Consider the following 12,881-nt stretch of genomic DNA (forward strand, 5'->3'; position numbering starts at 1 on the left):
GGCATCCGTCAGCTGCGGGTCGCTCACGCCGCCCAGAGGGCCCGTTCTGGGTCCAATCTGGGGACGAGAGACCGGGAAAGACCTACGATGACCTCGGCGTTTCTCGAATGGCGATGACGTCGATGACAGAACCGCTCATGAGAACACACTCCTTCGTGAGAGGGCAGTGGTGCCGGGTACGCGGCGGGAATGGCAAGGCAGTTCATTTGGGAGCCGCCCTGGCAAGTTCTCCCCGCCAAGCCCGGGTTTACCTGACTGGTCACTCCTTCGGATGATTTGAGCGGAAGCGGCGCCATGGCGTCCGGGCCGGACGTCCCGCCGGCGTGCATGCCAAGGATTCGATGTTCTTCGGGCGGCTCGTCAGTGACCTTGGACCTTGGCCAGGGTTTCCTGGGCTTCCGGGATGCCGAGGTCGTTCAGCAGCCTGGCCACATTGACGCCGACGAAGGCGCGGTCGGCCGGGGTCAGGTCGCGCAGGGCGACCGCGAGTGATCGTTCCCAGCTGTCGGGTGCGGGCTCGGGTGCGGCCGGCTTCTCCGGTGGCTGGAGGAGTGACCGGTTCGCCACCGTCCACTCCAGCACCTCCTTCGCGTCCTGCGGGTGGTACAGCAGCCACATCGCCGCCAGGCCGCGCGGGTCGTCGCTGATCAGCTCGCGGAAGAACTGGAAGGCGTTGAGCATCCCGCTGTCCCACGAGGACGGCAGGGGCGGTGCCGCGCGGACGCCGGTGGGGTCGGTCGCCGGCTGCTGGAGGACGCGGTACATGATCCCGGCGTCGGGTACGAGATGCAGCCCGCCGGAGCCCATGCCGTTCTCCGCTATGTGGCGGGCGATCCGGAGAGGTACCTCGGCCGCGGTGATCTGGTGGTACACGACCATGACCGGGTCGCTCACCTGCCAGCTCACCGAGTACCGGAACGCCGGCCGCGGACCCGTGCCGCCGTCCGGTGCGGCCACGTCCACCCAGTCCGGCCGTTCGGCGAGCGAGACCCACCCGGATCGCGCGTAGCTACTGCCCAGCACCTGCAGCGCCTTCGGCTGCGGATAGTCGAACCCGCCCCACTCCCCGGGCGGGACCCCGACCAGGGCCGTGCCGTCCTGGGCGATCAGCACCAGGGCCCGGTCGGGTCTGGCATTGGCGGGGCAGCGGAGTTGCAGGACGGAACGGAACGCCGACGTGGTCAGCGGTTCCACCAGTGGCGCGCTCATGCGGCGGCTCCTTCTGCGAGGTTCTCGGACCGGGCGCGCCGGTGGAGACGGGCGACGAGCAGGGTACGTACACCGCGCTGCCGCCCCGCGTCGGCGGCCAGGGCGGTGATGAGGGCGGTGGCCCGGGCCCGGATGCGGGGGTTGGGGGATTCCTCGGCCCGCAGGAGTGCCTGTACGACGGACTCCCTGGCCTGGGCGTTGTTCAGGGCCTCGCGCACCAGGGGCAGCAGCGGCCCCGGATCGTCGACGTCCAACTGGAGGAAGTCCGCGATCAGTCCCGGGATGGCCCCCAGCGCGTACGAGTGCTGGCCGGTGTCCTCCGGCCGGGCGATCCAGTCGGTGAAGGTGTCGAAGACGAGTCCCGTGTTCGCCGATTCCGTGAGCAGGACGGCCAGGGAGAGCGAGACACCGGTCCGTACGCTGGTCGGGGCCGAGCCGTACAGCACCCGGTCCAGCAGGGACAGCGTCCGCTCCGGCCGGATCAGGCCGAAGCCGCCGCCGCACGTCTCGGCCACGGTCGCGCGCAGATGCTCGTTCGCGTATCGGCTCCACCGCGACATCTGGTCGCGGACGGCTCCGGCCAGCAACCCGTCCTGCGCGGCCTCGTTCAGCGCGTACGCCACCAGCCGGCGTCGCCAGCGATCGGGTGACTCGGCCAGGTGCCGCAGTTGCCGCAGTACCTCGGGCCCGGTGGCCTGGCGCAGTACCCGGCCGATGGCCAGACCCGCCGTGTAGTCGATGCCGGGGGAGTATCGCGTGGAGTCTCTCCGCAGCCAGGTCAGCACCGCGTGGGCGATGCCGTCGTAGTCCAGCCAGAGCCGGCTGAGGACGGCATTGGCCTGGTGCCGGCGCTGGAAGGCGATCGGTTCGATCCAGTAGCGGAACCAGTGGTGACTGCTGCTGTCGACGACACGCGGCAGCGGATGGGCGTTGACCTTCCGCAGGCGGGTGGTGAAGTCGTCGCCCAGCACGTCCGTCTCGGGTGCGGCTGTCGCCTCCGGTTCCCGGCCGAGAGCGGAACGGTCGAGCAGGGGCCGCAGGCCGGCCGCGCAGCGGGCGATCACGGTCCGGTCGTGGCGTTCCAGCAGCGCGATCGAGGTGGCCAGGGCCAGGGCGTCGCCGTCCGCGCGCACGGCGCGCAGTGTCTGGGCGGCGTGGTCGGCGGCGGTACGGGTGAGGCCGCCCAGCGCCTCGTGCAGTTCCTTGGTACCCAGGGCGATGTGGCGCAGCTCCTCGGCCACCTCGGTGCCGACGGCCGGTTCCCGGCTGGTCTCCAGATGGGCCTTGACCTGGGGATCGCCCAGAGCAGCCAGGGCGAGGGACAGCTGCTCCTCGGTCAGGCCCATCGTCCCGAGACGGGCGCGGGCCACCTCCGCCGGGTGCGGAGGTGTGTGGATCACCTGCCAGCGGGCGGTCGTGGAGGCCAGGCGCAGCGCCGGGTTGACGATGACGACCAGGTGGGCGCCGGCCGCGCGGAGCCGCTCGTGGAGGGCGGCCAGCGCCACGTCCGTCAGCGCCTCGGCGGATTCCGCGTTCACACCGCGCAGCAGATACCCGCTGCCGTCCGAGGGGTTCAGCTCGGCCAGGTCGCGGCTCGGATCGAGGCCGATGATGCGGCCGTCGCCGGTGATCCGGTCGCGGAGCAGGGCGAACGCCGCGGTGCCGGCGCCGGAACCGGCGGCGCCGATGAGCAACAGCACCCGGCGCCGGTCCAGTACGGCGCGGGCGTCGGCGCACGACGGGGGTTCGACGAAGGCGTGCAACCGCTCGGAGATGTCCTCCGCGGGGTACGGGCCCTCGCGGAAGCGGGGTTTGACGACCCTGGTGGCGGTGCCGAACGTGAGGTTCACGTCGCCCTGCACATTGCCGTGCACGGCGGCGCCCTGATCGACCCGCTGGTGGTCGCCGGTCCGGCCGGGCTCCGGCTCGGGGTGCTCGCTCACTGCGCGGTCCCCGGTACGCCGAAGTTGCTGGAGATGCCCCCGGTCACATTGCCGATGACCGCGTTGCCCTGCCCGACGCGCTGCGTGTGGCCCGCGCCCGGCTGTTGCGACGGGGGAGCCTCGGGAACGGCCGGCCGGGCCGCGTCCTCCCCGGCGTCCGGCGCGGCCTCCGGTTCCTCGATGGCGGCGATGATGCCGTTGCGCAGCAGGTGGCCGGACGGGGACGGGATGTACAGCCAGGCCCGCTGGGCGAAGGGCTTCCCCGGCACGGTGGCCGGGACCTCGATGAAGTGCTCGGGGCGCAGGCCGGTGTAGCCGCCCAGGACCACGTCCTCGTAGACCCGGTCGGAGACGATGGCCGCCAGATGCGTGGCCCGTTCGGTGCCCGGGGTGGCGAGGATCGCCTTCACCGGGCGGGAGTCGAGCAGCCGGTGGGTGTCGTTGCGGGCGGTGCCGTTCCCGTCGGGCTCGGACAGCGGGCCCACGTGCACACTGGCGCGCAGCCGCAGGCGTGCGGTGACGTACTGGCCGTTGTGCCGGCCGAGGAGACCGTCGAGGACGCGGAGGAAGGGGAAGACGACGAACGGCAGATAGCCGGGGTCGAAGCCGAAGACGATGCCGTCGCCCGTGTTGGCGGGGAAGCTCTTGGCGTCCCTCAGTTCGGTCAGGCCGGCTTCGGTGAGCGCGCGGTCGACCAGTTCGGGGATCACCATGCTGACCGCCGAGTGCTGGATGGAAGCCAGTCCGGTGAAGTCCTTGGCGTCGACGGCGAGCAGCGCGCGGTAGCCGGGCAGCGCGCGGCTCTCGGCGTTGGGTTCGGGGATGGAGGTGGGGATGGGGGTGGACATGGAGGTGCGTGCCTCTCCTGAGAATCGGGGTGCCCCGTATCGGGCGTCGCCGATCCTTCCGCCGGGCCGCGCGCCGTTCTGCCCGCTACTGGGCACTCGCACGGTGAGGGCGCTCACACGCCTGGTGGCCGTACCGGCCGCCGTCACCGCGGGTCAGGAGCGATCCGCCCACTCGTCCAGGACGCGGGTGTCGACGACGCTGATCACTTTGCGTGCGGTCGCCACCGCGCCGACCTCGCGCAGGTCCTGCAGCGCCTCGGTCACGCTGTTGCGGGACGCGCCGACGGCCTGCGCGAGTTCTTCCTGGGTGAGCCCGGTCAGCTGCCGGCTGCGGGCGAGGGTGGACAGTCGCCGCAGGGTACGGGCGAGCCGGGCCGGGACCGGCAGGGTGACCAGCTCGGCGCGGTACTCGTCGGATTCGCGGGTTCTCTCCAGCGCCCGGTCGAGCAGGTCGGCGTGGAGGTCGTTCTCCTCGACGAACTTCCGGAACCGGTGCGCGTCCAGGACACGCGTGACGCAGGGGGTGACGGCGACGACATCCGCGCCGCGCAGCTGGTGTCCCCGGCTGAGGACCGAGACCTCGCCCAGCAACTCGCCGGGCCCGCGGAAGGCCAGCCACAGGACGGTTCCGTCCCGCCGGTGCTGGACAACCTTGGCCAGACCGGTGGTGAGCACCAGCAGATACGTGCCGCGCGATCCCTGGCTCAGCATCACGTCCCCGGCCGCATAAAGCCGTTGTGTGCCCTGCCGGGCCAAGATCTCCGCCATCTGATCCGACCGCACCGTCGTACCCTCCCCGCCCCAGGTGGCACTTCCCCGGCCGGGCGCGAACGGGTGGTATCCGGTGCGGCACCCCCGTCATGCCTGCGCGGCCCGACCCGGAGAGCATGCGCCGCGACCGCCGGATCGAAACCGGCGGATCCCGCCGGTCAGGTACCGGACAGGTCCAGCAGCACCTTGGAGGCCGTCGTGCGGTCGCCGGCGAGGGTGAAGGCTTCCGTCGCGCGGTCCAGGGGGAAGGTGTGGGTGACGACCGGACCGACGGGGAGGCCGGTGGCCAGGAGGGTCAGGGCTTCGTCGAATTCGGTGTCGAAGCGGAAGGCGCCGCGCAGGTCGAGTTCGCGGGTGACCGTGACGTTGCCCAGCAGGCCGATCTCGCCCGGTGGCAGCAGGCCCAGCAGGACGACGGTGCCGCCGCGGCGGGTGCGTTCCACGCAGGTGCGCAGGCCGGCCGGGGCGCCGGAGGCTTCGATCGTGATGTCGAACGGGGCGGACCAGGCCGGGTCGTCGGGGTGGTCGGCCCGGACGGTGGCGGTGGCGCCCACCGCCGCGGCGATGCGCAGGGGTTCGTCCACCAGGTCGGAGGCCACGATCTCGGCGGCGCCGCGGTGGCGCAGGGCCGCGACGACGAGGCAGCCGATGGGGCCCGCGCCGGTGACCAGGACGCGCTTGCCCCGGACGTCGCCGGCCCGGTTGACGGCGTGCAGTGCGACGGAGAGGGGTTCGGCCAGTACGGCGCGGTCCAGCGCGAGGCGCGGCGGCAGCGGACGGAGCTGGGCCGCGGGTACGTTGACGCGCTGGGCGAACCCGCCCTGGACGTGCGGCAGATGTGCGGCGCTGCCGAGGTAGCGGGTGTGGCCGCAGATGTTGCGGCGGTCGGCGGCGCACTCGGGGCAACTGCCGCAGGGGGTGGCGGGGTGGATCGCGACCGGGGTGCCGACCGCCGGGCCGGTGGTGGTGGGGCCGAGCGCCGCCACGTGGCCCACCACCTCGTGGCCGAGCACCATCGGCTCGCGCACGGCGAAGTCGCCGACGCGGCCTTGGTGGTAGTAGTGCAGGTCCGAGCCGCAGATCCCGCCGAGCGCGATGGCGACGGCGATCTCGCCGGGGCCGGGCCCGGGGGTGGTGCGTTCCTCGATCCGCAGATCGCCGGCGCCGTGCACGGTGCAGGCGCGGACGGTGGTGGGGTGCATGGGTGGCTCCGGAGGGGTTACAGGACGGAGAGCATGCCGCCGTCGACGTACAGCAGTTGCCCGTTGACGAAGTCGGAGGCGGGGGAGGCGAGGAAGAGCAGGGCGCCGACCAGGTCCTGGGTCTGCCCCCAGCGGCCGGCCGGGGTGCGCTTGCGGACCCAGGCGCTGAACTCCTCGTCCGCGACCAGCGCGGAGGTCAGTTCGGTGTCGAAGTAGCCGGGGCCGATGCCGTTGACCTGGATGCCGGACGGGCCGAGGTCGGCGCACATGCCCTTGGTGAGCATCTTCAGGCCGCCCTTGGTGGCCGAGTAGGGGGCGATGCCCGGGCGGACGGCCTCGCTCTGCAGCGAGCAGATGTTGATGATCTTGCCCTGCCCCCGGGGCACCATGCGCCGGGCGACCTCGCGGCCGACGAGGAAGGCGCTGGTGAGGTTGGTGTCGAGCAGGCCCTGCCAGTCCTCGTCGGTGAAGTCGGTGAAGGGGGCGCGGCGCTGGGCGCCGGTGTTGTTCACCAGGATGTCGATCGCGCCGGCCCGCTCCTCGATCCGGGCGACGGCGGTGGCGACGGCGGCGGAGTCGGTGACGTCGAAGGGCTCGGCGAGGACGGCGTCCCCGTACGTACCGGCCAGTTCCGCGCGGGTGGCCTCCAGGGTGGCGGCGTCGCGGCCGTTGAGGACGACCGTGCAGCCGGCCTCCAGCAGCCCGGTGGCCAGCGCCCGGCCGATGCCGCGGCTCGATCCGGTGACCAGGGCCACCTTGCCGGTGACGTCGAACAGGGGGTGGCTCATGAAGATCCTCTCACCTTTCCACTGAGTGGAAAGAACATCTACTGACTGGAAAACATCGTCGGCGCCGGCGGTGAGCGCTGTCAAGCGAGGAACGGGAAGCAATTCCGGCCAGTGGTAATTTCCTGGGGTGAGCAGCACCGAAGTGCCGTCCGACGTCGTCGGCCGGGCGATCCGGCTCCTCGTCCTGGTCGGCGAGCACCCGCACGGCATCACGCTCTCCGAACTGTCCCGGGCGAGCGGCGTCCCGGTCAGCACGGCGCACCGGCTGGTCAACGCGCTGTGCCGCGAGGGCCTGGTGGACTTCGAGACCGCCGGCAAGCGCTACAAACCCGGCCTGCGCCTCTTCCAGCTCGGCCAGCAGGCGGGCCAGGCGTACGGGTTCGCCGGCACCGCCCTCCCCGTCATGCGGCGCGTGACGGAGCGGACCGAGGAAGCCACCCTCATGTCCGTCCTCGACGGCACCCGCCACCTGTACGTGCACTACGTGGACGGCCCGCTGCCGGTCGGCGTGCGCAGCGAACCCGGCCGGCACGGCCCGCTGCACTGCACCTCGATGGGCAAGATCCTCATCGCCTTCGCCCCCGAGGACGTACGCGCCGACCTGCTGGAACGCGTCGACCTCACCCCGTACGGCCCGAACAGCATCACCGACCGCGCCCGGCTGCGCGAGGACGTCCTGCGCGCCGCCGACCGCGGCTACGCCACCGCCGACGAGGAACACCACGCCGGCCTGCGCGCCGTGGCCGTACCGATCCTGCGCCCGGACGGCACCGCGCTCGCCTGCCTCTCCACCGCCGCCCCGGCCTTCCGCCGCAGCCTCGACGACCTGGTCGCCCTGGTACCCCTGCTCGGCGAGGCGGCCACCGAACTCGGCATCCGGCTGCCCGCCCGCTGAACGCGGAACGATGTAGCGCCCCTTCGCGTGGTCACACGGTGTCGATGGGGGGTTGGCTCTGCGAGACTGCCATGGGCAGAGACGAGGGGCAGGAAGGGGACCACGCGCATGTACAACCGGGACGAGGAGACATGGGAAGCCCTCACCGTGGCCGGGCGGGAATTCCTGACGGAGTGCGCCGCTGACGGGAAGCTCACCGACTACACCACGCTCAACAGGGAACTGGCCGAACGCACGGGCCTCGCGGGTTTCGACTTCCATCGCCCGGACGAGCGGGCAGCACTGGGCCACCTGCTCTACCGCGTCGTGGAGTCCACCTATCCCCAGGCGCGGAAGATGCTGTCGGCGGTGGTCGTCTACGGGAACAGCAACGACCCCGGGACCGGCTTCTACGCCCTCGCAACGGAGATGGATCTTCTCCCGAAGGGGGCTTCCGCCGAGCAGAAACTCGCGTTCTGGTCCGACCAGCTCACGGGGATCTTCGCGCACTACGGATCGCGGCCTGCCTCCGCCTAGTGCGCTCAGCGCAAGGTCGCCGTCACGCTCCGGCCATTCAGCCGACGGGTGTCGGCCCGGAGACGAGTCCCGGTGGCGAGCTGTGCCACGCGCACACCCTCGTCCGCCGAGACGACGCCGAGGCGGTGGCCGCGGAACAGGACGGTCACGGTGTCGCGGGACGCGGTCGGATCCGCCACCGCCACCCGGAGCAGGCCGTCGCCGTCCCGGCGGAGGACGACCGAGGCCGGTCCCTCGATCGTCAGGTCCGCGACGCGGTGCGGGCCGGGGGCGAAGGTGTTGGCCGCCAGCAGGGAGAGGCCGTGGTGAGCGATGGCCTGCAGGCGGGGGGTGTTGGCCAGGACGGTGAGGGGGCCGTCGGTGTACGTGGCGAGCTGGGCCTCGGTGGCGTGCGGCACCAGGGCGTGCGCCAGGGACCGGGGCGCCGAGCGCGCCGGGTGGTGGACGGTGAGGGAGAAGACCCGCTTGCTCACCGGGGTATCGGCGTTGGCGGTGCGGATGCGGCGGCGGCTGTGGGTGACGGTTTCGAGGGTGACCACCGGGTTCGCCGGGGTGAGGAAGACATAGCCCACCGAGTGGCCGGACGCTTCGTAGCGGAGCCAGTCGGGAGAGCCACTGCCGGCCCACGGGGTGCCGTCGGGGAGGCGGCCGGTCACCGTGACCGGGTCGGCGGGATCGGCGATGCGGGTGTCGAGGGTGGTCGTCAGCGCGCGGCCGGCGGGGTCGGTGATGCCGGCGGTGAGGACGACGACCTCGTCGTCGAGCAGGAACCAGGACTTGGTGGCGCGGGCGTTGGCGTACGTCACGAAGTCACCGGGGAGTTCGTCCCTGGCGGCGTGGGCGGCGTCGTCGCCCAGGACGAGGGCGGCCGTGCCGTAGGTGTCCAGGCGGGCCCCGCCGGAGTGGGTGTTGGTGGCGAGCGGGAAGTAGACGTACCGGTTCTGGGCCTCGGAGGAGGCGGTGAAGCCGGCCGCCGGGTTGTCGTACCAGGTGGAGCCGTACAGTTCCGGGACGGTGCGGCGGGTTTCGACGGGGACGGTGACGCCGGCCAGGTGGTACGGGGAGACCGTGGTGAAGTAGTCCACGCCGTGGGCGAGGCGCTGGTCCTGGCCGCCGAGGTAGAGGTAGTGCGCGCCGTCGCCCTGGAACCAGGGTGTGAGGTTCTCGCCGTTCATGTACTCGTACGTGCTGATCCGCTCCGAGCTGCGCGCGAGCGCGAAGGCCCAGCCCGGCCGCCGGTGGACGGTGCGGTCCATGGCGGGGAACGCGGCGTGCGCCGTCGTGCCCGCCAGGTCGGCCGCCGGGACGGAGGCGTCGGCCAGGATGTCCGCGTACCGGACGATGGTCAGCGGTGAGACGAACGTCGCCGGATCGGGCGGGGACTTCGACGTCTCGTGCAGATACTTGAGGTAGCCCCGGAGCGCGGTCGTATCGGCCACGTCGGTGACGGCCTCGGCCACGGCGGAGACGTCCGCGTAGCCGGTCGCCGGCCGGGAGACCGTGCGGCCCTTGACGATCTCCATCATCCAGCCCTCGAAGATCACCGGGGCGAAACCGCGTACCACCCAGTCCTGGACGACCGAGGTGAGCGCGGTGGTGTCGGTGTACGCCGTGCCGCGCAGCAGCTGGATGGTCTGGACGGCGCGGGTGAGGAGGTTCTTGCCGTACGCGCCGGTGTACGCCACCGATTCGTGTTGGATGAACGAGCCGTCGGCGTGGAAGCCGTCGCCCTCCTCCACCGTCGCGTACACGGTGAGCTGGTCGGCCACCGCCTTGGCGATGCGGGCGTCGTCGCCGGTGGCCGCGCCCTGGAGGACGCGGTTGGTGGTGATGTCGGCGAGGTTGGCGCCGGTGTGGAAGCGGGAGCCGAGGTCGACGTCACCGTCCTTGCCGTTGCGCAGGTACGCGTCCATCGAGGCCAGGTAGGTCGCCGTCAGGCCGGGGCGGTACGCGGCGAGTTCGTCCCCGAGCAGCACCAGCGTCTTGCTGACACTGGCCGCGATGCCGATCTCCCAGGTGAACCAGTTGCCGTAGTAGCCGCGTTCCTGGTCGCCGTAGTACGTGGCGTGCAGCTCTTCGAGCGCGTCGACGACCCGGTGGGCGGTGGCGGTGTCGCCGGTGAGCCGGGTGGCGAGGGCGATCTCGTACAGGTTGCGGTAGGTGGTGTTCAGGTTCGGGTCGCTGGCGCCGAGGGGGAGGCCGCGGAAGAGTTCGCCGGGGCCGGCCGCGTCCAGCGCGGCGAGGTGGGTACGGGCGGTGGCGGCGATCGCGGCCAGCCGGGCGGCCGTCTCCGGGCGGGCACGGGACGCGGGGGTGCCGGCGAACAGGGCGACGGCGTTGGCGCGTACGGTCGCGGGCCCGGCCCGGTCCGCGGCGACCGCCGTGCCGGGGCGCGCGGACGCGGCCAGGGCCAGCGTCATCAGCAGGGTGCGGCGCGAGAGCTGCATGGGCCACTCCAGGTCGGGTGCCGGTGCCTATGATCCGGTAGGACGGGGATGTTGCACAGGGGGAGTGCATGGGGGAGAACGAACTGGCCGCGTTCGAGGCGGCCATCGCGCGGCTGCGGGCCCTGCCCGAGGACGATCCGGTACGGCTGCGGGCCGAGCGGGCGGCCGGCTCCTTCGTCCGGGAGGCAAGACGCCGGCGGAGCAGGGACCGGCGGGCCGGGGCGCGGGCGGCCGACGCCCGCGTCCAGGAACGGACCGCGACCGGCGCCGACGGCCGGCCCGAGGACGCCCCGCTGGCGGAGCGCGGCACCGGCACGGTGGGACGCTGGTCCGCTCCGCGGCGGTGCTACGTGTGCAAGGTGCTCTACCAGGACGTGCACACCTTCTACCACCGGCTCTGCCCCGGCTGCGCCGCCGACCATCTGCGGCGGCGCGGTCTTGGCACCGATCTGCGCGGCCGGCGGGCGCTGCTCACCGGCGGCCGGGTGAAGATCGGGTTCCAGCTCGCGCTGATGCTGCTGCGGGACGGGGCCGAACTGCTGGTGACCAGCCGGTTTCCGGCGGACACGCTGCGCCGGTTCCGGGCTGTGCCGGGCAGCGACGCGTGGTTCGGCCGGCTCACGGTGGTCGGGATCGATCTGCGCGACCCGCGGCAGGTCGCGGGGTGGTGCGACCAGTTGCTGGCCGAGGGGCGCGCGCTGGACATCCTGATCAACAACGCGGCGCAGACGATACGGCGCCCGCCCGAGGCGTACGCCCTGCTGGCGGCCGGCGAGCAGCCGCCGTACCGCGAGGGACGGGCCCTGACGGCACCGGGGTTCACCGGCGCGGCTCCGGCCGCCCTCCCGGCCGGCGTGCTGGCGGAGGTGGACGTGGCGGGGCTGCTGCCGGACCGGGCGCCCGTCAACTCCTGGTCGGTGCGGCTCGGCGAGCTGGACGGAGCCGAGGTCCTGGAGACGTACCTGGTCAACGCCCTCGCCCCGCTGCTGCTGTGCGACCGGCTGCTGCCCCTGCTGCTGGCCTCGCCGCGGCCGCGCCGGTACGTCGTCAATGTATCGGCGGTGGAGGGCCGCTTCACGGCCCGGAACAAGACCGCGCGGCATCCGCACACCAACATGGCCAAGGCCGCCCTGAACATGCTCACCCGCACCAGTGGGCCGGAACTCGCCAGGAGCGGCGTTTACATGAGCGCGGTGGACACCGGCTGGATCACGGACGAGAACCCGGAGCCGCGCAAGGCGTGGACGGCCGGGGTCGGGTTCCGCACCCCACTGGACGTGGTGGACGGGGCGGCCCGGGTGTACGACCCGATCCTGCGCGGCGAGGCGGGCGACCCGGTGGCGGGGGTGTTCCTGAAGGACTACCGGGAGGCGGACTGGTAGCCGGGGCCCCGCCGGGCTCCGGGAGCCGGCGGCCACCGGGTCACGAGCCGGGCGGGGCGGGGTTCCACGTCACGATTCCGGTGTCCGCCGGATATCGGTGACGGCTACTTCGGCGGATACGGGGCTCTGGGGATTCAGCTTCACGACGGCGTGATCCGGCAGACCCGTGAGGACGTCCCGGAACAGGACGCGCTGGACTTCCGGGACATCACTGGGTGCGTGCACCGGGCTGGTGTAGATGGCGACGGTGAAGGGCTCGGTGCTCCGGAGTCCGGGGGAGTCCGGGGCGGTGTAGACAACGGACCCCAGGAGGGCGGCCTGCATGTCACCGTCGGAGATGTATCCCGTGGCCGCGAGCTGGATCGCGGCTTCGAGCCGGTCCGTGGGAGCCTTCATGCCTCGGGCCTGCGGAGAAGGGCGGTATCGCGGGTTGGGGCGGAACTCCTCCGTCAGTTGTCCGTTGTCGTCGGCTTTCCAGGCGCCGATGATGCCGAATGGCGGGACCCTGCCGGATGGGTCGAAGTGGGGGTCGATGGCATAGATCCAGGATCCCGGCGACTTCGCGGCCTGCGCGCGTAGCGCGTCGGACACCGGCGGCAATGCCGGGTGGGGTTCGGTCATTGCCCTGCGCTCCTGCGTTGACGATGGGCGGCCTCTTGCCGGTCCACGCTGATCCATAGGTGATGCGAACCGCGTAGTCGGTGCCCGAGAACTCTGCCAGGAGTCGCCCTCGGCGGTCCCCGTCCGGGGACACCAAGGTGATCTCCTGGTCGTAAAGAATCTCCACCTCATCCGACACGTCGGGCCTCGGGGATCTTGGCCGTTCGGGTCGGGTTTGACGAGTCAATCGCTGAAGCGTCGAACGAGAGGGTGCCAGTGC

Annotated in this window: 11 protein-coding genes; 3 read left to right on the forward strand and 8 right to left on the reverse strand. The window is 72.1% G+C overall.

The window, feature by feature from the left end; genetic code table 11:
* Positions 1-360: 360 nt before the first annotated feature.
* The 6 genes from BM385_RS14225 to BM385_RS14250 form a co-directional block, all read right to left on the reverse strand.
* Positions 361-1,209, reverse strand: coding sequence for a hypothetical protein (locus BM385_RS14225; protein WP_093843260.1), 849 nt, complete (start codon positions 1,207-1,209; stop codon positions 361-363).
* Positions 1,206-3,152: a hypothetical protein gene (locus tag BM385_RS14230; protein WP_093843261.1), complete on the reverse strand. Its 1,947-nt coding sequence runs from the start codon at positions 3,150-3,152 to the stop codon at positions 1,206-1,208. Before BM385_RS14230 ends, BM385_RS14225 begins: the two co-directional genes overlap by 4 nt.
* On the reverse strand, positions 3,149-4,000 hold the full coding sequence (locus tag BM385_RS14235) for a hypothetical protein (RefSeq protein WP_019433962.1): 852 nt from the start codon (positions 3,998-4,000) through the stop codon (positions 3,149-3,151). The genes BM385_RS14230 and BM385_RS14235 overlap by 4 nt, the downstream gene beginning before the upstream one ends.
* 153 nt (positions 4,001-4,153) lie before the next feature.
* Complete coding sequence (locus BM385_RS14240) at positions 4,154-4,768, reverse strand: Crp/Fnr family transcriptional regulator (protein ID WP_093843341.1); 615 nt, start codon at positions 4,766-4,768, stop codon at positions 4,154-4,156.
* A gap of 161 nt (positions 4,769-4,929) precedes the next feature.
* Positions 4,930-5,973 (reverse strand): L-idonate 5-dehydrogenase, encoded by a 1,044-nt coding sequence (locus tag BM385_RS14245; RefSeq protein WP_019433960.1) that lies wholly within the window; start codon positions 5,971-5,973, stop codon positions 4,930-4,932.
* A 17-nt stretch (positions 5,974-5,990) separates the two neighbouring features.
* Entirely contained in the window at positions 5,991-6,761 is a 771-nt protein-coding gene (locus BM385_RS14250) for an SDR family oxidoreductase (RefSeq protein WP_019433959.1), read from the reverse strand.
* A gap of 127 nt (positions 6,762-6,888) precedes the next feature.
* Between BM385_RS14250 and BM385_RS14255 the strand changes: the two genes are divergently transcribed.
* Positions 6,889-7,656, forward strand: a complete 768-nt coding sequence (locus BM385_RS14255) for an IclR family transcriptional regulator (RefSeq protein ID WP_093843262.1) — start codon at positions 6,889-6,891, stop codon at positions 7,654-7,656.
* Positions 7,657-7,764: 108 nt separating this feature from the next.
* Positions 7,765-8,172, forward strand: coding sequence for a hypothetical protein (locus BM385_RS14260; RefSeq protein ID WP_175542985.1), 408 nt, complete (start codon positions 7,765-7,767; stop codon positions 8,170-8,172).
* Positions 8,173-8,177: 5 nt separating this feature from the next.
* Here the strand turns inward: BM385_RS14260 and BM385_RS14265 are convergent, their stop codons facing one another.
* Positions 8,178-10,619, reverse strand: coding sequence for a polysaccharide lyase family 8 super-sandwich domain-containing protein (locus BM385_RS14265; protein ID WP_093843263.1), 2,442 nt, complete (start codon positions 10,617-10,619; stop codon positions 8,178-8,180).
* A 68-nt stretch (positions 10,620-10,687) separates the two neighbouring features.
* Between BM385_RS14265 and BM385_RS14270 the strand changes: the two genes are divergently transcribed.
* On the forward strand, positions 10,688-12,001 hold the full coding sequence (locus tag BM385_RS14270) for an SDR family NAD(P)-dependent oxidoreductase (protein WP_093843264.1): 1,314 nt from the start codon (positions 10,688-10,690) through the stop codon (positions 11,999-12,001).
* A 69-nt stretch (positions 12,002-12,070) separates the two neighbouring features.
* Here BM385_RS14270 and BM385_RS14275 read toward each other — a convergent pair whose 3' ends face one another.
* Positions 12,071-12,622 (reverse strand): type VII secretion system-associated protein, encoded by a 552-nt coding sequence (locus BM385_RS14275; RefSeq protein ID WP_237751301.1) that lies wholly within the window; start codon positions 12,620-12,622, stop codon positions 12,071-12,073.
* Between the last annotated feature and the right edge of the window lie 259 nt (positions 12,623-12,881).

The organism is Streptomyces harbinensis, assembly GCF_900116145.1.
Classification (GTDB): domain Bacteria; phylum Actinomycetota; class Actinomycetes; order Streptomycetales; family Streptomycetaceae; genus Streptomyces; species Streptomyces carpaticus.

What these genes read in the sequence shown, in the direction of transcription:
- BM385_RS14225 (WP_093843260.1), bottom strand. Translation starts at nt 1,209, where the DNA reads ATGAGCGCGCCACTGGTGGAACCGCTGACCACGTCGGCGTTCCGTTCC.
- BM385_RS14235 (WP_019433962.1), bottom strand. Translation starts at nt 4,000, where the DNA reads ATGTCCACCCCCATCCCCACCTCCATCCCCGAACCCAACGCCGAGAGC.
- BM385_RS14240 (WP_093843341.1), bottom strand. Translation starts at nt 4,768, where the DNA reads ATGGCGGAGATCTTGGCCCGGCAGGGCACACAACGGCTTTATGCGGCC.
- BM385_RS14245 (WP_019433960.1), bottom strand. Translation starts at nt 5,973, where the DNA reads ATGCACCCCACCACCGTCCGCGCCTGCACCGTGCACGGCGCCGGCGAT.
- BM385_RS14250 (WP_019433959.1), bottom strand. Translation starts at nt 6,761, where the DNA reads ATGAGCCACCCCCTGTTCGACGTCACCGGCAAGGTGGCCCTGGTCACC.
- BM385_RS14260 (WP_175542985.1), top strand. Translation starts at nt 7,765, where the DNA reads ATGTACAACCGGGACGAGGAGACATGGGAAGCCCTCACCGTGGCCGGG.
- BM385_RS14265 (WP_093843263.1), bottom strand. Translation starts at nt 10,619, where the DNA reads ATGCAGCTCTCGCGCCGCACCCTGCTGATGACGCTGGCCCTGGCCGCG.
- BM385_RS14270 (WP_093843264.1), top strand. Translation starts at nt 10,688, where the DNA reads ATGGGGGAGAACGAACTGGCCGCGTTCGAGGCGGCCATCGCGCGGCTG.
- BM385_RS14275 (WP_237751301.1), bottom strand. Translation starts at nt 12,622, where the DNA reads ATGACCGAACCCCACCCGGCATTGCCGCCGGTGTCCGACGCGCTACGC.